The organism is Enterococcus sp. DIV0436a, assembly GCF_051711605.1.
GTDB lineage: Bacteria > Bacillota > Bacilli > Lactobacillales > Enterococcaceae > Enterococcus_B > Enterococcus_B faecium.
This window is the reverse complement of sequence record NZ_JBIONA010000001.1, coordinates 847,798-870,158: the sequence shown is the minus strand read 5'-3', so window position 1 is coordinate 870,158 and position 22,361 is coordinate 847,798. Positions and strand designations below refer to the sequence as shown.

General features: G+C 35.2%; 23 protein-coding genes and 1 tRNA gene. 5 read left to right on the top strand and 19 right to left on the bottom strand.

Annotated elements, in window-relative coordinates; all coding sequences use genetic code 11:
* Position 1 precedes the first annotated feature (1 nt).
* The 3 genes from IGL15_RS04165 to IGL15_RS04155 all read right to left on the bottom strand — a co-directional run bounded on the left by IGL15_RS04165 (position 2) and on the right by IGL15_RS04155 (position 2,924).
* Positions 2 to 682: a WxL domain-containing protein gene (locus IGL15_RS04165; protein WP_002301067.1), complete on the bottom strand. Its 681-nt coding sequence runs from the start codon at positions 680 to 682 to the stop codon at positions 2 to 4.
* A 284-nt stretch (positions 683 to 966) separates the two neighbouring features.
* A complete protein-coding gene (locus IGL15_RS04160) occupies positions 967 to 2,070 on the bottom strand; it encodes an alpha-hydroxy-acid oxidizing protein (protein ID WP_002301066.1) in 1,104 nt (367 codons plus the stop codon).
* Positions 2,071 to 2,453: 383 nt separating this feature from the next.
* Positions 2,454 to 2,924: a DUF4809 family protein gene (locus IGL15_RS04155; protein ID WP_002301065.1), complete on the bottom strand. Its 471-nt coding sequence runs from the start codon at positions 2,922 to 2,924 to the stop codon at positions 2,454 to 2,456.
* A 329-nt stretch (positions 2,925 to 3,253) separates the two neighbouring features.
* On the opposite strand from IGL15_RS04155, the gene IGL15_RS04150 reads away from it, so the two are divergent.
* Positions 3,254 to 4,894 carry a malolactic enzyme gene (locus IGL15_RS04150; protein WP_002301064.1) on the top strand — a complete coding sequence of 547 codons (1,641 nt, stop codon included), beginning with the start codon at positions 3,254 to 3,256 and terminating at the stop codon, positions 4,892 to 4,894.
* Positions 4,895 to 5,047: 153 nt separating this feature from the next.
* Entirely contained in the window at positions 5,048 to 6,370 is a 1,323-nt protein-coding gene (locus IGL15_RS04145; protein ID WP_002301062.1) for a 2-hydroxycarboxylate transporter family protein, read from the top strand.
* Positions 6,371 to 6,437: 67 nt separating this feature from the next.
* Here IGL15_RS04145 and IGL15_RS04140 read toward each other — a convergent pair whose 3' ends face one another.
* The 11 genes from IGL15_RS04140 to IGL15_RS04090 all read right to left on the bottom strand — a co-directional run bounded on the left by IGL15_RS04140 (position 6,438) and on the right by IGL15_RS04090 (position 16,871).
* Positions 6,438 to 6,872, bottom strand: coding sequence for a GNAT family N-acetyltransferase (locus IGL15_RS04140; protein ID WP_002306155.1), 435 nt, complete (start codon positions 6,870 to 6,872; stop codon positions 6,438 to 6,440).
* A 64-nt stretch (positions 6,873 to 6,936) separates the two neighbouring features.
* On the bottom strand, positions 6,937 to 7,773 hold the full coding sequence (locus IGL15_RS04135; RefSeq protein ID WP_005874373.1) for a sulfite exporter TauE/SafE family protein: 837 nt from the start codon (positions 7,771 to 7,773) through the stop codon (positions 6,937 to 6,939).
* Positions 7,774 to 8,776: 1,003 nt separating this feature from the next.
* Positions 8,777 to 9,775, bottom strand: a complete 999-nt coding sequence (locus IGL15_RS04130; protein WP_104765528.1) for a hypothetical protein — start codon at positions 9,773 to 9,775, stop codon at positions 8,777 to 8,779.
* A gap of 167 nt (positions 9,776 to 9,942) precedes the next feature.
* Complete coding sequence (locus IGL15_RS04125; protein ID WP_002321375.1) at positions 9,943 to 11,334, bottom strand: relaxase/mobilization nuclease domain-containing protein; 1,392 nt, start codon at positions 11,332 to 11,334, stop codon at positions 9,943 to 9,945.
* Positions 11,319 to 11,930, bottom strand: a complete 612-nt coding sequence (locus IGL15_RS04120; protein WP_081186237.1) for a plasmid mobilization protein — start codon at positions 11,928 to 11,930, stop codon at positions 11,319 to 11,321. The genes IGL15_RS04125 and IGL15_RS04120 overlap by 16 nt, the downstream gene beginning before the upstream one ends.
* A 3-nt stretch (positions 11,931 to 11,933) precedes the next feature.
* On the bottom strand, positions 11,934 to 12,131 hold the full coding sequence (locus tag IGL15_RS04115) for a hypothetical protein (protein WP_002331596.1): 198 nt from the start codon (positions 12,129 to 12,131) through the stop codon (positions 11,934 to 11,936).
* 13 nt (positions 12,132 to 12,144) lie between these two features.
* Positions 12,145 to 14,835 carry a pLS20_p028 family conjugation system transmembrane protein gene (locus IGL15_RS04110; RefSeq protein WP_081186238.1) on the bottom strand — a complete coding sequence of 897 codons (2,691 nt, stop codon included), beginning with the start codon at positions 14,833 to 14,835 and terminating at the stop codon, positions 12,145 to 12,147.
* Positions 14,822 to 15,040, bottom strand: a complete 219-nt coding sequence (locus IGL15_RS04105; RefSeq protein ID WP_025481104.1) for a hypothetical protein — start codon at positions 15,038 to 15,040, stop codon at positions 14,822 to 14,824. The genes IGL15_RS04110 and IGL15_RS04105 overlap by 14 nt, the downstream gene beginning before the upstream one ends.
* Positions 15,041 to 15,115: 75 nt before the next feature.
* Positions 15,116 to 16,129 (bottom strand): replication initiator protein A, encoded by a 1,014-nt coding sequence (locus IGL15_RS04100; RefSeq protein WP_104765529.1) that lies wholly within the window; start codon positions 16,127 to 16,129, stop codon positions 15,116 to 15,118.
* A gap of 203 nt (positions 16,130 to 16,332) precedes the next feature.
* Entirely contained in the window at positions 16,333 to 16,614 is a 282-nt protein-coding gene (locus IGL15_RS04095; protein WP_104765530.1) for a helix-turn-helix domain-containing protein, read from the bottom strand.
* Between the two features lie 50 nt (positions 16,615 to 16,664).
* Complete coding sequence (locus IGL15_RS04090; protein WP_010729033.1) at positions 16,665 to 16,871, bottom strand: helix-turn-helix transcriptional regulator; 207 nt, start codon at positions 16,869 to 16,871, stop codon at positions 16,665 to 16,667.
* Positions 16,872 to 17,027: 156 nt separating this feature from the next.
* Here IGL15_RS04090 and IGL15_RS04085 point away from each other — a divergent pair, with 156 nt between their 5' ends.
* Entirely contained in the window at positions 17,028 to 17,759 is a 732-nt protein-coding gene (locus IGL15_RS04085) for a helix-turn-helix domain-containing protein (RefSeq protein WP_010729032.1), read from the top strand.
* A 53-nt stretch (positions 17,760 to 17,812) separates the two neighbouring features.
* The gene (locus tag IGL15_RS04080) at positions 17,813 to 18,958 is read left to right on the top strand and encodes a site-specific integrase (RefSeq protein ID WP_010729031.1); all 1,146 of its coding nucleotides are present in this window, start codon (positions 17,813 to 17,815) and stop codon (positions 18,956 to 18,958) included.
* Between the two features lie 84 nt (positions 18,959 to 19,042).
* Here the strand turns inward: IGL15_RS04080 and IGL15_RS04075 are convergent, their stop codons facing one another.
* From IGL15_RS04075 to IGL15_RS04055, 5 genes are all read right to left on the bottom strand, one after another.
* The gene (locus IGL15_RS04075; RefSeq protein WP_002290887.1) at positions 19,043 to 19,348 is read right to left on the bottom strand and encodes a DUF1292 domain-containing protein; all 306 of its coding nucleotides are present in this window, start codon (positions 19,346 to 19,348) and stop codon (positions 19,043 to 19,045) included.
* A 24-nt stretch (positions 19,349 to 19,372) separates the two neighbouring features.
* Entirely contained in the window at positions 19,373 to 19,804 is a 432-nt protein-coding gene (ruvX, locus tag IGL15_RS04070) for a Holliday junction resolvase RuvX (RefSeq protein ID WP_104765531.1), read from the bottom strand.
* On the bottom strand, positions 19,801 to 20,067 hold the full coding sequence (locus tag IGL15_RS04065) for an IreB family regulatory phosphoprotein (RefSeq protein WP_002290885.1): 267 nt from the start codon (positions 20,065 to 20,067) through the stop codon (positions 19,801 to 19,803). The genes ruvX and IGL15_RS04065 overlap by 4 nt, the downstream gene beginning before the upstream one ends.
* A gap of 254 nt (positions 20,068 to 20,321) precedes the next feature.
* A complete protein-coding gene (locus tag IGL15_RS04060) occupies positions 20,322 to 21,047 on the bottom strand; it encodes a DNA/RNA non-specific endonuclease (protein WP_002300763.1) in 726 nt (241 codons plus the stop codon).
* 360 nt (positions 21,048 to 21,407) lie between these two features.
* Positions 21,408 to 21,478: transfer RNA gene (locus IGL15_RS04055), tRNA-Gly, on the bottom strand.
* A 116-nt stretch (positions 21,479 to 21,594) separates the two neighbouring features.
* Here IGL15_RS04055 and IGL15_RS04050 point away from each other — a divergent pair.
* A complete protein-coding gene (locus IGL15_RS04050) occupies positions 21,595 to 22,347 on the top strand; it encodes a threonine/serine exporter family protein (RefSeq protein WP_002289867.1) in 753 nt (250 codons plus the stop codon).
* Positions 22,348 to 22,361 lie beyond the last annotated feature (14 nt).

The window sequence follows — 22,361 nt, the reverse complement described above, 5'->3', positions numbered from 1 at the left end:
TCTATGCTACTGGGCCAGCCACGAGGTTCCAAGTCAAATCAGCCGTGAATGTTCCAGCTGCTGCTTTCGGCACTTTCAGTGTGATATTTGCTGGATCATAAACAGAAAGCCATGTTCCCAGACCTTGATCTTTTGCTGCTGTAAATATTGGTGTCGCTGCACTTGCTTTACTCAACCCAGTTACAGTTTGACTAGTTGGTCCAGTGGATTCGTTATCTGACGTACTTTTAACAATGGATGTTCCAAAATCTAATTCAGCGCCTTGCAAAACTTGTGAACCGTTTACAAAATCTGAAACCGAAACTGTCACGTTCCACCCTTGTGCTTGGCCATCTGCACCTACACCTCGACGATCTGATACTTGGAGATAAGGTGTATCGTTTTTTGAAGCGTCTACTTGATACATTTTTGTTCCGCTTTCAATCTCGTGTGTACCAAATGGCAATTCGGGAACTACATCCAGTGTTAAAGGACCTGTCTGGCCAGTTGCTGGATTTTCCGGATCTGCTGGCTCTACTGGTTTTGAAGGGTCAGTAGGGTTAAGAGGCTCCACGGTATTTGTTGGTTCAGTAAAGGTAATGTCTCCTTTTGAAGTCGCTTGACCCTCAGCAAAAGCTGGTGTTGCCAAGCCGCCTAGAAGAAGTGTTGAAAGTAATAATGTCCCAATCATGTTCTTTTTCATAATAAATCACTCCTTTTTCTTAGTGACCTAAGTATAGTAGAGACAGTATGCAAAAAATCCTCATGAATTCATCCGCTTACTTGAAATTATGACCCTTTTTGTATAAAAGAGAAAAAAACAATAAAATCGTTTACATGAATATTCTTCCTTTTTTATTAAGTATGAAAAAATATTTCAATTTTATTTTTTCGTTTCAAATTATTCTATTAGTGACATCCTTGAACTATAAAAATAGGAGTACGGCATCATCTGCCGCACTCCTATTTGTTTTCGTCATTTATTTCTTAAATAAAACGATTCTCACGCAATTTTATTTTTTTGATATCTTCTACTGTTTGTGTTCCAGCTAATTGCATGACCATTTCCAATTCTGTTTTAAAGAAATCAAACACTTGATGGACTCCTGTACTTCCTCCTAAAGACAATCCATAAATAACGGGTCTGCCAATAGCAACAAGATCGGCACCTGATGCGATTGCTTTGAAAACATGTTGTCCGCGTCGTACACCGCTGTCAAACACGATTGGTACACGTTTATCTACTGCTTCTGCCACATATTGCAACGAATCAAACGCAGCAGGACCCCCATCTAATTGACGGCCACCATGGTTAGATACCCAAATTCCACCAGCACCAGATTCTAATGATCGATAGACATCTTCTTCTGATTGAACACCTTTCACGTAGACTGGCAAATCAGAATGAGCAGCGATAAATTCTACATCTTTTGGACTAAGTTTTTGTTTGGAAGATTTATATACAGCATCCATCGTTTGGCCTACTCCTGATTGATAAGCCTGAACGATCGGCATTGGCAGCGGGAAGGTAAACCCATTTCTGCGGTCTGTTTCACGGTTTCCGCCAACTGTTGCATCCGCTGTCAATACGATTGCTTTTGCTCCATTACGCTTGGCCACTTCAAGAATATCCAAATTGATTCCATTATCTTTGCTCATATAAAATTGAAACCATTGCGGTGCTTTCTCCCCGCCTGCTTCTCTTATCTCTTCTAAAGTACAAGAAGCGTAAGAACTTGCTGTATAGATCGTCCCAAAATCTGCTACACCTTTTGCAGAAGCTTTCTCCGCCTTCACATGAGCTAAGCCATGAGCAGCAACTGGTGCCATGATGATTGGTGCAGTCAGCGTTTCTTCGTCAAAATGTGTAGTTGTATCGGGTAATTCTATATCTCTTAATACATGAGGAATAATCAGACGATGATTGAATGCCCGTTCATTTTCTTGATAAGTAAATAAGTCGCCAGCACCACTGCTGATGTAACCATAACCACCAGCTGGAATCACTTGTGAAGCCGCGATTTCTAAATCTTCCATATTGATAAAATCTACTATTCCTTCATTTGTACCTGCTTGATATGTTTTTTCCATCTCAATGCCTTCTCTCTATAAAAATTGAATGACGAACAATATGATAGCGTTTACACTTTTTTATATTACTCTTCGACATTGATACAGGCAAATAATCTGTTTACATTTCGGCCATTCCAGATGTCACTACTCTGGAAGAAATGATTGTAATAAAAATAGATAAAAAACCGATGGGACTTTGACAAAATTCGTGTCAAAGTCCCTTTTTTTGAATAAACGGTGTTCAAAAGCCATTTTCTCGGTATTAAGTCAAATTTATGCAAAAATGTGGAAAGCCATTTTCACAAAATTTTTCTTACTACTCGAAACTAAGCGACTTTTTCACAACCTCTGATTCACGGTGTTTCTTTTTCATCAACATTTTTACGAAATACTGTGGAAGACTATTGAAATAAGTGTGGATTGTTTCTTTGTGTTTCAATCGTTTCTTGCCATTCTTCATTTAATTTTGGATTACCGTTTTCTTCCTTGAACTCATAAGGTCCTAATTCAAAAAGCCCAGTCAGTATTTGATTCACGATTTCATATAGTTCAGTGTGATCAGACACATGATTCTTGAAGATCATCTCATTATCACCACGTTTGAACCTCACATTCGGGCTCTCATGATGAACCTCTATGCATTTTTCTCCTTTTTTTAACTGACGGACTTCTGAAAACATCTCATAAATATCTTCTCCAGTAAAACCTTCAGCAAGCGCCAGACTGTCCACAAGACCGCCTACTGTCAGTTCAGAGATTATTGCTTGATTGGAATCTAATTTTAATGTATAGCTTGTCGCTTCTACTACGCCACATGCATTGCAACCGCCTTCTGATAGTTCGCTTTTTCTGATCAATTGAACTTCTTGCATTTTCTGTTCCTCCTCTTAATTTTCTACTTATGTATTTTTATCACCTGACATAGGTGACTCCTATCAACGCTATCATGTGCTTTTTTCCTCAGAAATCCTATTTATCCATTCCATCTATCCCTTATTCTTCTACTTTTCTTTCTCTAGCATATAAGAGATACGCATAGTATTCAAGCAAGGATTGTCGATATAAAAAGAACAAATACTGCTATTTTGATTTCTTTTGGCTATATTACATATAAATAAAATTTATCATACCTGCTCTTTTTGACTATATCATCATCTGACTTCTATACTTCGTTTGTATTAAAACTTAGGAGGAATCATTCATGCTTACAGGGTTAAACTTATTAAATAATCCTTTTCTAAATAAAGGAACAGCTTTTACAAAAGAAGAACGGGCAAAATATGGAATCACTGGTATGCTTCCAAGTACTGTCCAAACACTGGAACAACAATCTGTTCAAGCTTATGGTCAATACTTAAGCAAACAAACAGATTTGGAAAAACGTATCTTCTTAATGAATCTATTCAATACGAATCGGACGTTGTTTTATAAATTGATGGGCGAACATTTAGTTGAATTCATGCCTGTCGTTTATGATCCTGTCGTCGCGGATTCAATCGAACAATACAACGAAATTTTCTTGAAACCGCAAGATGCTGCATTCCTTTCAATCGACGAACCAGAAAACATCAAAGCAAGTTTGAAGAACGCGGCAGATGGACGAGACATTCGTTTGATTGTTGTGACTGATGCAGAAGGAATCTTAGGTATGGGCGACTGGGGTGTGAACGGTGTTGACATCGCTATCGGCAAATTGATGGTCTATACTGCTGCTGCTGGTATTAATCCAGCACAAGTTTTGCCTGTATCGATCGACGCTGGTACTAATAATGAAGAATTATTGAATAATCCCTTATACTTAGGCAATCGTCATGCTCGTGTAGAAGGCGAAACTTACTATGAATTCATCGATCAATTCGTTCAATCAGCTACCGAATTATTCCCAGAATTGTTGTTGCATTGGGAAGATTTTGGACGAGGAAATGCTGCAGCGATCTTAGAAAAATACGAAGATCAAATCACTACTTTCAACGACGATATCCAAGGTACAGGAATTGTTGTCCTAGCAGGTGTATTAGGCGGATTGAATATATCCGGTGAACAATTGAAAGACCAAATAATTTTGACATTTGGTGCTGGTACTGCTGGTGTGGGTATCGCAAACATCCTTTTAGATGAAATGATCCGTCAAGGTGTACCTGAAGAAGAAGCACGCCAACATTTCTATCAAGTAGATAAACAAGGTTTATTGTTTGAAGATACAGAAGGATTGACTCCTGGTCAAATCCCATTCGCTCGCAAACGCTCAGAATTCATTAATGCTGATGAATTGACAAACTTAGAAGCAGTTGTAAAAGCGATCCATCCGACAATCATGATTGGTACTTCTACCCAACCTGGAGCATTCACTGAAGAAATCGTGAAAGAAATGGCTGCTCATACACCACGTCCGATCATCATGCCTTTGTCTAATCCAACAAAATTGGCAGAAGCAAAAGCAAAAGATTTAATAGAATGGACGGACGGAAAAGCATTAGTTGGAACAGGTATCCCTGCTGCTGATGTTGAATATAATGGTGTAACTTACCAAATCGGTCAAGCAAATAATGCTTTGATGTACCCAGGTTTAGGACTTGGTTTGATTGCTTCAACAGCTACACGAGTAAATGCTGAAATCATTTCTCAAGCTAGTCGAGCATTAGGCGGAATCGTTGATGTAACAAAACCAGGAGCAGCTATCTTGCCTCCAGTAGCAAAAATCACTGAATTTTCTCAAACGATTGCTGAAACTGTCGCAAAATCAGTTGTCGCACAAAACTTGAATCGTGAAGAAATCACGGATATCAAAGAAGCAGTTGAATCTGCTAAATGGGTTCCTGAATATAAATCTTTAGAAGATTAAGATCGTTATAGTAAAAGAACATACAGAAACTTTGTATGACGTCTAAAAAGAAAAAAGCGACTGCGGCAAAACAGCGGCCAGCCAACTCCTGCTCTTTTGCCGCTTTTCTTTGGCTTTTTTCATATGATACAGAATAAGAAAGGATCTGTAAAAATGGCACAAAAAACAACAACTGCAACTGCAGTTGAGGAAAAGAAAAAAGAAGGTTTTTGGTCCACAAAAATCACCGGCGTAAGTTTGCCACTTTATTTGATCATGGTCCTTGTCCTGATCATTGCAATGGCTTTAGGGAAATTACCGACGAATATGATTGGACCAATCGCAGTTTTGGTTATTTTCGGTAATTTATTTCATTTTATCGGGACAAAAATCCCTATCGTCAAAAGTTATTTGGGTGGTGGTTCCGTTTTTGCGATCTTCGCTTCTGCTGCGATTGCTACATTTGGGATCTTACCTGAATATGTAGTGAAATCCACAGAAAACTTTGTCAGCAATATGGGCTTTTTGGACTTTTATATTGCTGCCTTGATTACTGGTAGCATCCTTGGTATGAACCGTAATCTATTGATGAAAGCTTCTGTTCGTTTTATTCCCGTTGCACTTATTTCAATGGTCGTCTCCTTTTTTGCCGTAGGACTCGTGGGCATGCTTATCGGAAATGGTTTTGCAAATTCCGTTTTATACATCTCATTACCTGCGATGGCTGGTGGTGTTGGAGCCGGAGCCGTTCCTTTATCAACGATTTATGCAAATGTTTTAGGTACGGATGCTTCTTCTATCATTTCCCGCCTGATTCCTGCTACAGCAATGACAAATGTCTTAGCTATCATCGGTGCAGCATTAGTTGCTCGTGCTGGACAATCAATGCCAAAATTCAACGGCAATGGTAAATTAATGGAAAAAGGCGATCTTGGCGATGGAAAACCTCGAACTGTGAAACCTTCCATTCCACAGTTAGGTGTTGGTTTGATGGTATCATTGACTTTCTTCATCTTAGGACAAATTGGTAACTATTTTGTTCCTAAAGTCCATGCATACGCATTTATGATCATTATCGTTGTCATCTGTAAAATCGCCAACCTATTACCAGAATATTATGAAGATGCAGCTATCATGTTCAATAACTTGATTGTCAAAAACTTGACAGCAGCTGTTCTTGCCGGTATCGGTATTGCGTTGTTGAATCTGAATGTATTAGCTTCTGCTTTGACATGGCAATTTGTTGTCTTATGTCTGACAAGTGTTATCGCGATTTCAGTTGTTTCAGGATTTGTCGGTCGTTTGTTTGGTTTATATCCAATTGAATCAACTATTACTGCTGGCTTATGCAACAACTCGATGGGCGGAACAGGAAATGTAGCCGTCTTATCTGCAGCTAATCGGATGGAACTTATTGCTTTTGCTCAAATGGGCAATCGACTTGGTGGTGCCATCGTTTTGATCATCTCTGGTTTCTTGATGCAATTACTTTCTTAGTCAAAAAAACAAAAATACCTGATCATCAAGTATCGGCTTGATGATCGGGTATTTTTTTGATAAAGATTTACAAGATTTTCAAAAATCTTTTTTGCATTTTATCGGAATGATAACCGATGTGTTCATAAAATTGGTGTGCTTCTACTCTGTATTCTGCAGAATTAAGCCTTATTGCCGTTATTCCTCGTTTTTTCGCTTCTTCTTCTACGCCAGTCATCAAAGCCTTTCCGATGCCTCTTTTTTCAGCATATTTAGACACAGCAAGTGCCATAATATTGAACATTGGATCGCTAAAAATCGATTCATAGGACTCCGCTTGTACATAGCCAGCTGCTTTTTTAGAAGTAGGATCTTCATAAACCAAGAAAAAATTTTTCTCTGGCTCCTTAAGCAGTTTCTTCATTTGTCTCACCGTAACGGTTAATGGTATATCATACCCTAATTGATCCGCATTGATTTCACGTAGTGCTTCTGCATCTTCTAAACGCATTTCCCGTAACATCCAAATCACCAGCCAATTTCTGATTTTTTAAAATGAATTTTTTTATCATAGTATACTCTTTTTTTCATTTAAAACAATATGTTTCAGTGATTTTGACTTGCGTTAGTCTAGATTCTCCTAATGTTTGTAAGATGACAAAGGCATTGTAACAATTGACCAAAAGAACCACGAGGACAATTACTTGAAAAATAAAGGTCACTTTTTTTGGAGACAAAATCCTGCTAAATTTTGCTCCCCACAAACCTCCAATAACAGCAGCGGGGAAAATATAAAACAACATAGATAAATCAAAGCGCATAAAGCCACTTGTTAAAGCAATCGTTACTAATTTAGCCAGTTGAGAAAAGAAAATCGTAGATAGAGAATACAGCGTTGCTTCTTTTATTGGCAAGGCAAACATCAGCATCAGTAATGAAACATTGATGGGTCCACCACCGATACCTAAAAAGCTAGCTAAAAAGCCCAAGATCCCCCCACATATAAGATACCAAATCCATGACGTTAGATGAAATTTTGGCTGATGATGCTTGGTGTAGAAGAACGCAAAAACCAAGGTCAATACCGTCAAGAAAATTTGGATCAGCTGCACATGCTTTTCATTTTCAAACAACCGTAAAAAAACTTCGAATACAATGTTACCGGCTATTCCTCCAACTACAGCTCCACCAGATACCCAACCGACAATCTGCCAATTCAGCGATTTCCCACTTGATACTTGTCGCACTGTCGAAACAATAGACATCGTGAATACCGCAACCGTTGAGTAAAAAGAAATACCTGCAATAGAATGGGCACCGATAAGATCAAGAATCGGTTTGATCAACACGCCTCCGCCCATGCCGGAAATAGCGCCAACTGTATTTGCCAGAACGATCACCACAAAATAAATCAGACCAATCATATCATCTTGTATATCCTTTCTCTTATTTATATCTTTTAGCGATTTTTACTCTTTGCTTATATTATACAGTAAAAGAAACAAACGAGGCTTCGAAAGCTTTTCTACTTTTTAAGGAAATGTAGTACTAAACGAAAAGAGGTTGTGAAAAAGCTGTCCTGCATCAAGTAATAAGAACAGCCAAACAAAAATAGCTCCTCATATTTTTCGTTTGGTTGAACTTATTACCGCAGATGCAAGCTTTTGAACACCGTTTAAGAAAGAGGTCGTGAGCCTGCCGTTCAGCTTTGAGTCACAAGGAACAATTTCAAAAAACAGCTTCTCATGTTTGTTGAATATTGTGACTTGTGACCGAGGAGTTGGCAGGAGAACACCGTTTAAGGAAGAGACTGTGAAGTCAACGTTTTGACCTGATTATTAGAGAAACAAATGGCAAAATAGTTCTTCATATTTCGCCGTTTTTCGAGCGAATGCCGAGGGGCAGCTGATTGAACATCGTTTATTTGGAAAAAGGGATTGTGACAAGACGTTTGTCACAATCCCTTTTTTTATATCTTATTAATTCATTCTTTTGTTCTATTCTTCTTCTTCAGCCATGAAGTTAAGTTCATCAAAGATAATTGAAGATAGTTGGTATTTCAACGATTTTTGACTAGAGCTAATCACTTTATTGATGATAATTCATCTTGATTGGTCTTCTAATCGTATTCAAAAACGTATTCAAGTTGCGTGGCGTGCTTTTGATAGATATTTATGGAGAATACTTAGATACTAAATCCTGTTATTAAATTTTTTACGTTTATTCTTTCTAAATATTTATCATAATTTTTCTCCGCAATGATCTTTAAAAAATTACTGTTAGCTACATCAAGCATCTGTTCAAACTTTTTTGGAATTTATAAGATTTTAAAACTCCGGAACGGTAACCCTTTTTTTGACAAAAATACAAGAAGGTATTGTATGACTATTTTGGAGTAGCTTATCTAATCCCATACTCTATAAAAAATCATATTTCCGTTTCATCCATCGACTTCAATATCTTCTCTTTATTCAATTGATACTTTTCTATAATATCTGGATGAATACTGAGAATATTTTCTGAGTTAATAGCCCTGTGTGGCAATCCTGAAAAAGCTATATAACATTTTTCCTTTGACCAAGTTTCTTCATTATCACCAATAAAATCTATAATTCTCGGATAATATTTATTCCCAATTTTTGTATTGACATTTCTTAGATAAGTATATATTAAAAAATCTTTGTATCTAGTGTGGTTTGCATAAGTATTTTTAACATAATAATTTCTGAGACTCTTCAGAAAAATAGTAGTATAAATCATCTCATATATTTTCCGAGTAATAGTTATGTTATAACCATACATAATTCCAATAGAGCGTATCAACTGCATTTCTATAGTAGAGTATCCTCTAATATGTCGTGTAGCTTTTACATAAACTATTGTCTTTTGATACTTTTGAGCTATCGTCTTAATTTGCTTAAACTGACCTAATTTGTATCCTAAAAACTCAAGTGAAAAAAAATTGTAGGTATTCGCTCGAATTCTGAAAGTTTTATCCTCCATATCGATCAACATATTAAATATCTCATGATCAATTTTATCAAATGGAACCATATTAATAGAAGGCATAAATACACTAATAAGTTCATTTATATTTTTTATTTTGAACTTTTCAGAAGTAATTTTTACGATTCCAGTTATAAATAATAAAATAGAGATACATTGAAAGAAAATTTTTACATTCTCAAAAGGATAGTAACTTATCGAGGACACATAATAACTTAGTTTAAAACTAGTTAGTAAAATAGACAGAATAACATAGATAACCCCATATTGAAAAATGATTAAAAATAGGTAATCTAGTAACTTATACCTTACTTTAGTTATTATTTTCATTTTAAAATCATCTTGAGTTAAGATTTCTAAAAACAGAAAACTACTAACTACCAAAAATAATACTGTAGTGCCTATATCGAATATTTTCAAAAATCCCATTCCAAAAGTTGTAAGATATAGGATAATGATTTTTTGGTTTTCTTTAAAAGAAGAATAATTGAAGATAGTTATGGGTAGCTGGCGTATGTCCTAAAAACTGCTTCTTTCCAAGCAACTCTTCATAGGCAAAAAACTGGAAAGTCCACTAACAAGCCCATTCAGAATTCCATTTCAAAATTTTGTTGCCTTTTTTGCTGATTTTCAATCATTTGTTGTGTGAATTCATAATCCTTTTTAGCACGATACATTTTTACATCGTCATTCATTATGCGACTGATTTGATAGTGAATCTGTTTAGCAGAAGGTGTATGAGAACAATTTTCAAAACCCTTTGCCGGTAGAAATAACTCTTTCTGATCAGTCTTTTTAATAGAAATTGTTTTACTTTTCGCACTACGTAAAGTTTGAGGATTCACATCCGTATGAAGTTTAATCGTGTATTCTTGATCATCTTCTAAAGACATTGTATTTACAAAATGCTTGTCTACCTCTCGCAAGAAGTCATCATATTTAATGAATTTTTCATCGCCTTCACGGTCGCTAAATTGCTTTTGTGCGATGGAATCTAATTCCACAAAAGGTACATTTAACTCACCAGTTTTGTAATTTACTCCACTAATTAGCGACATAACTTGCTCTCTTTCCATATTAAAAAAATTTTTTATATGTGATTCTTCTAAATTCTTTTCAAGTTGTTCAGAAACAGATTCAAATGAATATCTTTTCCCTAACTTTCTTGCACTAAAAGTACGTTCGACATACTGACTTTTTTCTTTTCTAGATTGTTTATCTCTTCCTAAAGTAATTAACTCACCTCTACGCTCATAGAAATTTACACCTTGTTTGTAAAGAACATAGCCAAGTTTGTTATTTGTTTTTGAAAATTGATAAACTTCAATGTTATATTCTTTTGCCAAATGATCCGAAAAATCTTCAAAAGAATTCACTTCGCATTTTTCCAACGTTGCTTCGATCGCATTTTGCACAAACTCTTGATAATTAATTTTTCCATATTTCATCTTAGAAGGATCGTTTGAATAAAGATTGGTTCTCTTTTCTAAGTTTTCATAGTACTCATTATTCACTGATTCAAGACCATGTTCATTGAGGACTTGATCGTTAATTTTTCGCATTAGTTCTAAATCTTTAGGGTCAATACGCAACCTTTTACATGTTTCCATGTTAATATTATTAATGACAAGATGACTATGAAAATGATCTTTATCATTGTGACTTGCAACAATGATTTGCGAATTTGGAAAAGCTTTCTCTGCAAATTCGACAGCTATTTCGTGCATTTTATCAATACTTAACTCTTTAGAAGTACTCTTATCAAACGAATGAATAACATGAAACGCTTGTGCTATATCTTTAGATTTATTCATCTTGGTACGTACTAAATTCATTTCTTGCAGTGCTTCCTCACTATCATCACTACAATTTATTCCTGAGACTGCAACACATTTTTCTTTTTTTGAAGGATTAGCTGCATATTGTAATAGCGAGGATAAATTTTTCTTGCGTCCTTTCGATGTTATAGTAGCTCCCAAAGTTGTTTCACCTCATCTTTTAAACTTGCAATAATCTGAATTGAGTGAATTAAATTCCGATCAACTTTTTGGGAATACTCTTCTTTCGTACCCGGTCTAGTTTGCTTTTCTATCCAATATTCGAAATATTCTTTTTCTACTTTTGATAATTTAAAAAAAGAGGGGGCACTCCGATTGGACTCCAAAAAAATGTCATCTGGATAACTAATCATCAACTTTTTTGCTATGCTATTCGCAAGTTCATCTTTAAAAATGTTGTAACGGCTAGCATCAAAACTAAAATGTAGGCTCTTTTCTTTTTTATCTTCAGATTCTTCTCTAAAATATTTAGCAATGATATTTAATGCCTTTACCGCTTGATTCAAATTGTTACCAATTTGATTTAACTGTTTGGTTAAAACTACCCTATCATCTTCAGCTAACAACGGCGGTTCATATTTGAGTCCCTTTAACCGCTCACGGCAAACGTCTGCTCTAGAAATTCCCCTTTGTTTTGCAATCAATGTCAGTTCAAGATAAGTCTTTTTATCGACACGAAAATTTAAGGCCTCACTATGTTTGCGATTTTTTTCGTACATTTTTTGTTTATCATCCATTGATTATCCCCTCACATTTTTTTCTAGAGAGCAACATTTGAAATTGCTCTCTATTTCATTTTTCATCTTTAATTCTTCTTGAATCATCAGTTCAATATAATTAGTGACCGTGATTTTTTCATTTGTTGCTTTCTTTACTGATTCACATAATTCGTCAAGTTCTAAGAAATCATGTGTACTAATCTGTAGAATTAATTGCATGAAAATCACCTCTTTATTTTTTAAGTAAACTATCGAAAAGTGGATTAGGATCATTAAGTGTATCTCTGAATAACTCGTTGTCTTCATAGGTGAATCTTCGTCTTGGTTTTGATCCCTTATCATTTTCACGGATTTCACTATCAATAATCACTGTTTCATGATTTGAATCAAATCTTTTCGCTGACTTTCTGTCTTCAACGATATTGATTTTTTGTGTTTTTTCTTTCATTTCTCCACTATCTTTTTGAACGTTCTCCCGAACATCTACTGTTTTGAATCCTTGACTACTTGTAGAACTTTGTACATTTTCTCGGACATCTACTGTTTTTGGTTGACTTGCACTGCTACTTTGCACGTTCTCTCGGACATCCACTGATTTAAAGTCTTGACTACTTGTAGAATTTTGTACATTTTCTCGAACATCTACTGTTTTTGGTTGACTTGTACTACTACTTTGCAGATTTTCTCGAACATCAATTGTCTTAGTACCTTGACCATTTGAAGAACTTTGTAAATTCTCTCTTACATCAACATTCCGTCCGACATGACCATTCAATGAACCTTGAATATTTTCTCGGACATCTACTGATCGGCCACCTTGACTACTTGTAGAATTTTGTAGATTTTCTTTGACCAATTTTTCTAATCCGGTATTTGAATTTTTAGCTTCTTGGATTCTTTCTTTGGTCAACGCTTCTTTTTCGTCCATATTAGCGCCTGTACGCCCTTCTACACGTTTCCTTAACATTTCCTCACGATTCATTGCTTCAGGCGTGTATTTCGCTTCCTGTCGCTTCTGATTAATTAATTCTTCAGCAGACTTAGCTTGACCGTGCATAGCATTTTTACGTTCTTCAATATCTTGTTGGACTTTTTGCTGAATTGCACTTACAGGATTATTATTCGATTCAGCATTATTTTTCATTGCTTCACGCATACGTTCAGAACTAGACATAATTCTATCGGCATTTTCAACCTTAGCACCATCTTTTCTATCCGAAAGACGTGTTGGCATGGAATCAGCATATTTTCCAGTTTCATCTTCTTTATTTTTAGCTAACATAGGTTTGCTATTTTTATTAATAGCGGACACTGTACCATCATCTAAACCTTCTTTGAACTTATTCTTAGTATCATTAGCCATATCACGCATACTCTTAAATGGTTTTGTTGCTCTTTCACTAGCCATTGTAGCTCCATCTGAAGCTAAACCTGATAATCCACGTTCATGGGCATATCCCAAAGCTCTTCCAGTTTTGCCAGCTTTTTTTGATAGAGTTTCACCGAAATTCTTTTCTGGTTTTCGATCTTCTCCTTCTCCGCTGTCTGATCCATTTCCGTTTCCGCTTCCTTTGGCACGATTAAATCCATTTGATCCTTTTCTAAACAGCATTGCGCCCATACCAAAAGCAGAAGCAAGTTGCCCATAGCCTTCTTTGAGTCCAATATCAACACCAAAGTATCTCATGACTGTTCCACTGCCTTTGATTAAAACAAAAACGGCACAGATATAAGCAATTGTTTTTATAAAAATATTTGTTGAGATACCTTGTCCTGAGTTCAGAAAATTGATAAACATAGCAAACATGGATAGTCCAAATCCTTGAAAGCCTATAGTCAAATAGCACTGTAGAATATCTGATAGAACAACTTTTGAACGCTGTCCTGTTTCTAAGTCAGTAGCAAATACTAAAACTCCGAGTACACGTTTAAATGCTAACTCGAGTATTGCTGTAATTATAATGAAAGCACTAAAAACATACGCTACCGCTAAAGCAATCAATCCAAAAGAAATTCCCCACAGGTTCGCTTGATAGCGATAATATCCTGATTTGATACCATCAACAAAGGTTGATAAAAAATTATCTGAAAATTTAGTAGCAACAAATTCATTATCAGAATTTTCAACTAATTCATAACGCAGATTATCAGCTGTTGGGTTCTCTTTTTCCATTTTATCAATTACATTATCTGTCAATACTTGCGTAAGATCCGTTTTCCAGAAATTTTCTTTTGTTAGATTATTTCGGTCATTTGTTTTATCAATTGTCGAATATTGCTCTGTCTTATTAATATATGCCAAATCTGTCACTCCCTGCTCAATCAATGACCATGCTACACCGCCATCTTGATTATTGATACTAGTTGCGTCATTATAAAGAGTCTTTGCAAACATTATTCCTGAAAGTTTTTCTGTTGATCCAATCAAAGTCGGCATTAAAAGAATTAATGCTACAGACATCACTACGTTCATTCCAACCGATTTTAAATCCACTGTTCCTTTTCCAGTAATCATTTTGTAACCAACAAACATCAGTGAAAGTATCATTAAACCAATAACAACTGTACTTAAGACCGATTGATAAACTTTATTCATTCCCGTACTTTCAATAAAGCTAAACAAATCTAACACTTCGGGAATCATATTTTGAATACCATCTACAATTGCAAACATCGATTTTATAACAGACCACCCTATCCACAATCCAAACTGACTGTAAAAATTTCCGTTATATTTTTTTAAATACGATTGATAGACAGGATTATTCAAAAATTCAGTTTGACTTTCCGTGTCATCAAACCAATTGAAAATGCTTGCTTGGACAACATTACCGGTGAAAACAACGATAAACATTAAAACAAGTATGCTCAAAGCTAACCAGTGTATTTTTCTACTGGCAATCTTTTCTTTAACTATTTTCATTATTACCTCCCTCAGCCCATTTTCTGAGACTCTCAGAGAGCTTCTGAGCTGTTTTTCTGTCAATTATGATATGAGTTACACAATTGTCATTTTCAGATCTTAAATCGAGAACTATAGTGTTGAAGCAAATAGTCTCGATTAATTCGAGATTATCTGTATTTTGATCTAGACACCAAACTTGATCTATTAAACGATTTTCAATCAAAATAACCCCTCCTATATTCAAAGTTCTCAAATGAAGCGGAGATACCCCTCCACTTCATTTGACTCAATTCTATTCTTATTGCTTATCTATTCCTTCACTGATTTGCAATTCAATTAGTTCTAACGCTTTATTTTTTAGAGAAGCAAAGATATAATCGTCTTTTTGTTTGATACGGTGATCTGTTTTTGCTCTTCGTATCAAGTCACGTAAAGTCATTGATAGCTGTTCTCTAACATAATCTACAAAATACTTGTTATTACAGATTTCATAGATAATTTTCAGTTGAATTTTTTGTTCTTTTTCAGCAGATTTAATCGCATATTTGAATTTTTTATACCAGTCATAAAATTGACTGTAATCGTTATTACCCACTAATTTCAGACAGTTTACAATATTATCCCCCCATACCTGAAAAAGCCATTCTTTTTCAATTAATGATTCAATTAATATTTCATCTAATTTTTTATTTTCAACTGAAAGTGAATCAATAAAGTCAGCATTTTGAGATTCTTTAAAATCTTTAAAATCTTTAGAAGAATGATTAAGTTCTTGTGAAAATTTTTCACCTGAAAGCGGGAATGACTTATCACCATTGAATGTTGATTTGTCGGAAGGTGTATTTTTTTCACTTGGACTGTAATGTTGATTTGTCGGAAGGTGTAAATTTTCCTCAATGCACTTTTTTTTGTAGAAATCTCCTTCGCTGAATTCTGGTTTCAATAAATAATAAAAATTTGGATTATTCTTCCCAGTTTTTTTGTTAAATCCATTTTTTTTAATCGTAATTAATTTATATTCTTCTAGCTCTCTCAAAGCGCTTATTACCGTTTTCTTTGTTAAACAAGATTTTTCAGCTATTTTTTCTATAGCAAAAATCAAAAAAATTCTTTCTTTGCTGTCAACTTTTGAATTCTCTAAAGAATATTCATTTTGTTTTTTCAAATACATATAAACTTTTTTTGTACTTTGTTTCATCTTCTTATATTTTTTATGTTTATCTAAAAAAATCGGATACTTCAAGTATTTTTCAGCATATACGTCATCTTTTGAGTATGCATACTGAGCAATTAATTTATCTATTTCTTCCATTTATTCCTCTTCTTTCTAATAAATGTTAAAATGTAGTCAAATAAAGTTTTCTTAGAACTTTATTGTCGAGTGTTTCCTGTGGTCGCCAAACTGTCGGGAACACTCCTTTTAATTTTTTTCAAAGTATTTTTATATTTTCTATACTTCATCATTATTCAAACAAACACTTCCTTTTTTCTATCAAAAGCACGCCACGCAACTTTTTATACTTCATATTCTTTGATAAACCTTGCTAATTCTTCTTTTCTAATAAATTGACAATCTCCGATTATGCTTACTTTTAAACCTTTCTCTCTGATAAATTTTTTTAATGTACTTCTGCTACAGCTTAAATACTTACAAGCTTCTCCCAATCTAAAAACTTCTTTGCTTAGAGATGTTTCAATTCGAACTTGATCTACTGCTTCTTTTGCAACTCGATAGAAATATCTTCGCAATTCTTGATCTAAATCCCATGGCAGAATAACTTGAATCTCAGATTTCATTTTCTTTGCCCCCACTAATTTGACCACATGTAGTCAAATTCAACTTTTCGTCACTTTTCATTAAAAAAAATTTGATCAATTGTGATATTTTCAATTCCTTTTTCTTTCACAAGATACTTCAAAATAATCATTTCTTCTGGAGAATAGTTTGTTTTACCGCTTTCTTTGTTTCTTACCGCTTGTACTGAAATGCCATATTTTTCAGCAAGTTCAGATTGTGATAATCCACAAAACTTTCTAAAATCTTTAGGCTTCATGACTCCTCCTTCTTTTCAACTTTTCGTCACTAAAAGAATAACATATATTTATTCATACCGCAACGTAAAATTCAACTTTTATCTACTTTTTCATTTCATTATATGAGAATGTAGTGTAAACTGTAGAATAGAATAGATGAAGGTGGTGAAACCATTTTGTTTGATAAAAACATTAATCCTGAAATTGGAAAACGAATACAAGAAATACGTGTTTCTTTAGGGTATACCCTTGAAGAATTTGGCGAAAATCTGACACCTCCCGCAAGCAAAAGCAATGTTTCTAGATGGGAAAAAGGAAAGAACATACCCAACAAAGCGCGGCTACTAAGTATTGCTAAACTTGGTGGTGTTTCTACTGAATATCTACTGACAGGTAATTCTCAAAAAACTAAGAAATATATCAAGTATTTATTCAATGAGATTTTTTTTGACAACGGTACCTTCCATAACAAATTCAAAGATTTCGGTAAAGACAGAGATAGGCTTGGTCTATATGACTTATTTTTAGCAGTATCGAAAACATATAGTCTAGATAAATCACCTTCTTTAAAAGATAACTTTGTAGAAATGATTATAGATGATGTATATAAAAAACTCTTGCAAACTGATAAATCAGATGACCAACTCATCCTGGGTTTCATATATATTTGTCTTGATGAAAAACTTTCAAACAGACAGAAAAGTCTTAAAAGTATCAATTATGAGGTATTCAATTATTTAGGTGTTGCATTTGGTTTAATTGATAGCGAAATCAAATCTACAAACGCAGGTAACGATGAAGATTTATTAAATTATTTAAAAGAATTAACATCTTTTATTGATGAAATAAAAACAACTACATTCAACAAAAAAAAATATTTTCAAAATCAATATGATATAGAAGAATAAAGATTACATTTTCCTATCAAAAGCACGCCACGCAACTGATAGGAGGAAAAACAATGGCAACAATTAAACAATATGAAAAGAAAGACGGAACCAAAGCTTGGATGTTTCAAACATACCTTGGAATCAGCCCGCTAACTGGTAAAGAAGTCCGTACTACACGTAGAAATTTTAAAACAAAAAAAGAAGCTCAAATAGAGCTTAATAGACTACTTGTAGACTTTGAAGAGAATGGACTTAAAAGGGAAACGAACGAAACTTTCCAAGAAGTGTATGATCTCTGGTATGAAAGCTATAAAACTACTGTAAAAGAAGTCACTCAATTAAAAATTGAGATCAAGTTTAATAAATGGATTCTTCCAAAATATGGGCAGTTTAGAATTAAAGAAATTACTACAAAACATGTTCAGAAGATATTGAATCAGTGGGCTAAAACAACAGATCAATATAAAGTCCTACATTCTACCGTAAGCCGTATTTTCAAATACGCAATGACTCTAGGGCTGATCACTAAAAATCCCTGTGAGCTCGTAATCATGCCCAACAGAAATGTTGAAAAAAAGAAGGATACTGTCAAAATTTATTCACGAGATCAATTAGAAACCTTATTTCAATATTTGGAATCCAAAAGAAGTACGTATAGGGCAGAGTACGATAAAACTTTACTGCGCTTTCTATTTTTTAGTGGCTGTCGAATCAGTGAGGCTTTAGCCTTAGACTGGTCAGATATTGACTTTGATTCAAACACCGTCACTATAAACAAAACCTTAAGCCAAACAAAATATGGGTACAAAATTTCAAGTCCAAAAACGAGAAATAGCTATGGTTCCCTATCTTTAGACAATAAAACCATTAATTGGCTAAAGAAATGGCAAATCAATCAAAAAAGATATATGTTAACCCTCGGGATTACTGATCCAACAATGATTTTTTGTGGAATCTACAAAGAAATCATTACTAAACACGCTATCTATTCTCGTATGATCACAATCTGCAAGAATTCTGGTATTCCATTTCTAGGTAACCATGTAACCAGACACACTCATGCTAGTATGCTGTTAGAGTCGGGAGTCTCCATGAAGGAAGTTCAAGAACGCCTTAGACACTCATCAATCAAATTAACAATGGATACCTATGCTCATCTAACTAAAGAAACCAAAGAAAAAACCGTTGAAAAGCTTGCAGAGCACCTAAATTTCTAGCGGAACGTATTCAATCCCGTATTCAATTCAAAACAAAAAAAAGCTGAACCCTTATCTACCAAGGGTTCAGCTATCATTTACAGCTTATTCTTCTTCTTCCGCCATGAATGTATTGAATACTTCTTCAATCATGTCCCATTCTGCGTCTGTTTCGATTTGTTCTAACTCGCCTTCTGTTCCATCTTCGTTTTCGATGTATGCATAAGCTTGTAATTCTACATCTTCATCTTCTGAAACACCAGCAGGATATAAAAGAACATAGTTACGTCCAAATTCTTCTTGTCCGTCAACTGTTAGTAGGATTTCATATAATGTTTCATTTCCTTGGTCATCCACCAATGTGATGTGTTCGTGTCCTTCATGGTCGTGGGAATGGTTATGTTCTGTCATAAGATTACCTCTTTTCTTTTATTATTAAAATAATTGCTTACCTGAGCCGTCTAAATAATTTTGTAAGATCATCACAGCTGCTAATTTATCGATGACTTTTTTTCGTTTGGCTCTTGAAGTATTTGCCTGCTCTACTAGCATACGTTCTGCCTGAACAGTGGTTAATCGTTCATCTTGATAATCAACTGGCAAGGAGAATAGTTCTTTGATCTTTTCTCCGTATGACATGGAAGCCTCTGCCCTTGGTCCGATGGAATTGTTCATATTTTTAGGTAATCCAACTACAAACCGGTCTACTTCATATTGTGCTACTAATTCCTTCAACCGATCAAAGCCAAACTCTTCTTCTGCTTCATTGATCCGAATGATCTCTACTCCTTGAGCTGTCCAGCCCAAGGGGTCACTGATAGCAACACCTACTGTCTTAGAACCGACATCCAAGCCCATTACTCTCATAAATTCACTCCATGATTTGAGAGGTAGTCCTTGACAATTACTTCCATGATCTCATCGCGTTCGTGACGGCGAATCAAATTTCGAGCATCACGATAACGAGGAATGTAGGCCGGGTCTCCAGAAAGCAAGTAGCCGACAATCTGATTGATTGGATTGTAGCCTTTTTCTTCCAAAGCCCGATAAACAATCGCTAATGTTTCGCTCACTTCTTTTTTGCGACTATCGTCAAAACCAAAACGTACGGTTTCATCTGTAAAACCCATGATTCTACACCTCTTTCCCGCAAGGTAATTCCAGCTTACCTTCTACAACCTTATTTTACTCGAAGAAAGGGAAAACTACAAACAAATATTCCAAACTTCCGAATAAATTAAGAAACACTATTTGTATGTTTTTTTCCTTTTTTCTGTAGCTTTATCAAAAGTACTCTTTTCATAAAGTATACGCTATATTTCTTTGAATGTATGTTTTTACACAATTTTTTCATAATATTCATAAAAAATTCGAATAGCTGCTACTAATTTTTTGTTTTTGTTGCTTGTCCTGTCTCATAATTGATCGTGTAGCCATCTTGAACATTGTAGATAAAGACATTGAATTCAATTTTTTTGTCTTCAATGCTTTCTGCTTCCAATTGCACTCCCCTGGCTACCAGTTCATCCCCCTCAAAATGAGGAGTGACACGGTAGCGTACATGATGATTTGTTTCTTTGATATATGCCGCAATATCATTTTCGTGAGCAAGCATGTAGGGAGCATTCAACGAACGTGTCCCTGTCATCAAGTTTTTAATGTTGTTATTTTGACCAGTCAGCTGGAAACCAATTAAATGGCTGCGATTATATAACCATTGCCCGTCACTTAATTTCTTTTGTTTCCAACCTGTCGGGTCAATATACAAAGGCTCTCTCTTTTCAGTAGGGAACAAATCTTTTCCAAGCATAGCATTGGCTTGTCCTACTCTGTTCAATTTATCAATATTTGAATAGCTTTCCCATGTCCCTTTGGAAAGGCTAAGATCCTCTTTTGTAAATTCCGGCTGATTCCCATTGATTTCTATTTCTTGATGTTTTCCATCATATTCTGGCACATCCGCTACTTGAGAAGCTTGTGGTGTGGAATCAAAAATAGTTGTAATCTGCTGAAAGATATCTGAATCTTTTTGTGTGGTGGAAACACCGAATGCCCCTGCAATCACAGCAGCGACGATCCCCACGATCGCCTTGGTTGTTTTTTTGCTCATTTCTTTACTCCTTTACTAACAGCTCCCTAAATCTTAACATATGTTCCCCTATAAATAAATACTAGAAAGAGATAGAAACAGCAAAAAATAAAACCTGTTTTAAGATGGCTTAAAAATACAAAAAAGAGACGGATTCCTCGTCTCTAATCAGTCACCACTCTATCTGTAAGGTATTTATTATTATTCAAAAATTTTCTTCATACTCAAGACAATACACTGATTTCACAACCGCTTGGTAAACGGTGCGCAAAAGCTTGCATCTGCGGTAATAAGTCCATCCAAGTTAAAAACATAAGAAGTTGTTTTTGCTTGGCTGTTCTTATTACTTGTTGCAGAGCAGCTTTTTCACAACCTATTTTAAGCGGGTGACGGGAATCGAACCCGCGACATCAGCTTGGGAAGCTGGGATTTTACCACTAAACTACACCCGCAATACAAAAACAGTATACGCCTCTTTTATTCCTTCCTCAAGTTTTTTTATTCTTTACGCTTCTGGTATGTTTTGTAGTAAAATAAAACTAATCAATCAATTATTGGAGAAGATGCTATGACGGGAAAAGAATTAGATCTGTTGCTGGACACTTGTTTACTCGCTGGGAAAATCATGATGGAAAGCAATGCGGAGATGTATCGGGTAGAAGATACGATGAGTCGAATTGCTTTAGCTTCTGGAAATTTCCGTTTGGTCAGCTATGTCACTCAAACCGGTCTCTTTATTGGTCTTGATCGTACCTCGACCATCCGGATGGAACAAATTACCAACCGTTCGATTAATTTAGAAAAAGTAGTAAAAGTAAATGATCTTTCACGTAAATATGTTGCTTCAGAGCTAACATTAGAAGAACTTTACTGCGAACTGCAAGCAATCGACCGAGACCGTTCTTTCTTTCCTGTCTGGTTGCAAATCGTTAGCGCGGCAGTGATCAGTGGAACAATTATGGTGTTATTTGGCGGAAAGATGACCGATTTACCTGTGACTTTAGTCATTGGAGGATTGGGATACGCAGCTTATCTATATAGTTTGAAATTTTTTAGAATCAAATTTTTATCGGAATTTTTATCTTCTTTATTGATTGGCATAGCCGCTATCTACAGCGTACGTTTTGGCTTAGGAAGCAATCAGGATCTAATCATTATCGGATGTGTGATGCCTTTAGTTCCTGGAGTTCAAATTACGAACGCTATCCGTGATTTGCTAGCTGGACATTATGTCTCAGGAGTTTCTCGTGGAACAGAAGCGATGATGACTGCTACGATGATCGGTTTTGCGATTGCTTTTATTTTCCAGCTTTTTTATTAGGAAAGGAACACAAG

What these genes read in the sequence shown, in the direction of transcription:
- IGL15_RS04155 (WP_002301065.1), bottom strand. Translation starts at nt 2,924, where the DNA reads ATGCAAGAAGTTCAATTGATCAGAAAAAGCGAACTATCAGAAGGCGGT.
- IGL15_RS04135 (WP_005874373.1), bottom strand. Translation starts at nt 7,773, where the DNA reads ATGATTGGTCTGATTTATTTTGTGGTGATCGTTCTGGCAAATACAGTT.
- IGL15_RS04050 (WP_002289867.1), top strand. Translation starts at nt 21,595, where the DNA reads ATGACGGGAAAAGAATTAGATCTGTTGCTGGACACTTGTTTACTCGCT.
- IGL15_RS04140 (WP_002306155.1), bottom strand. Translation starts at nt 6,872, where the DNA reads ATGTTACGGGAAATGCGTTTAGAAGATGCAGAAGCACTACGTGAAATC.
- IGL15_RS04110 (WP_081186238.1), bottom strand. Translation starts at nt 14,835, where the DNA reads ATGAAAATAGTTAAAGAAAAGATTGCCAGTAGAAAAATACACTGGTTA.
- ruvX (WP_104765531.1), bottom strand. Translation starts at nt 19,804, where the DNA reads ATGAGAGTAATGGGCTTGGATGTCGGTTCTAAGACAGTAGGTGTTGCT.
- IGL15_RS04160 (WP_002301066.1), bottom strand. Translation starts at nt 2,070, where the DNA reads ATGGAAAAAACATATCAAGCAGGTACAAATGAAGGAATAGTAGATTTT.
- IGL15_RS04090 (WP_010729033.1), bottom strand. Translation starts at nt 16,871, where the DNA reads ATGAAGCCTAAAGATTTTAGAAAGTTTTGTGGATTATCACAATCTGAA.
- IGL15_RS04075 (WP_002290887.1), bottom strand. Translation starts at nt 19,348, where the DNA reads ATGACAGAACATAACCATTCCCACGACCATGAAGGACACGAACACATC.
- IGL15_RS04065 (WP_002290885.1), bottom strand. Translation starts at nt 20,067, where the DNA reads ATGGGTTTTACAGATGAAACCGTACGTTTTGGTTTTGACGATAGTCGC.
- IGL15_RS04120 (WP_081186237.1), bottom strand. Translation starts at nt 11,930, where the DNA reads ATGGATGATAAACAAAAAATGTACGAAAAAAATCGCAAACATAGTGAG.
- IGL15_RS04095 (WP_104765530.1), bottom strand. Translation starts at nt 16,614, where the DNA reads ATGAAATCTGAGATTCAAGTTATTCTGCCATGGGATTTAGATCAAGAA.
- IGL15_RS04145 (WP_002301062.1), top strand. Translation starts at nt 5,048, where the DNA reads ATGGCACAAAAAACAACAACTGCAACTGCAGTTGAGGAAAAGAAAAAA.
- IGL15_RS04165 (WP_002301067.1), bottom strand. Translation starts at nt 682, where the DNA reads ATGAAAAAGAACATGATTGGGACATTATTACTTTCAACACTTCTTCTA.
- IGL15_RS04080 (WP_010729031.1), top strand. Translation starts at nt 17,813, where the DNA reads ATGGCAACAATTAAACAATATGAAAAGAAAGACGGAACCAAAGCTTGG.
- IGL15_RS04100 (WP_104765529.1), bottom strand. Translation starts at nt 16,129, where the DNA reads ATGGAAGAAATAGATAAATTAATTGCTCAGTATGCATACTCAAAAGAT.
- IGL15_RS04115 (WP_002331596.1), bottom strand. Translation starts at nt 12,131, where the DNA reads ATGCAATTAATTCTACAGATTAGTACACATGATTTCTTAGAACTTGAC.
- IGL15_RS04150 (WP_002301064.1), top strand. Translation starts at nt 3,254, where the DNA reads ATGCTTACAGGGTTAAACTTATTAAATAATCCTTTTCTAAATAAAGGA.
- IGL15_RS04060 (WP_002300763.1), bottom strand. Translation starts at nt 21,047, where the DNA reads ATGAGCAAAAAAACAACCAAGGCGATCGTGGGGATCGTCGCTGCTGTG.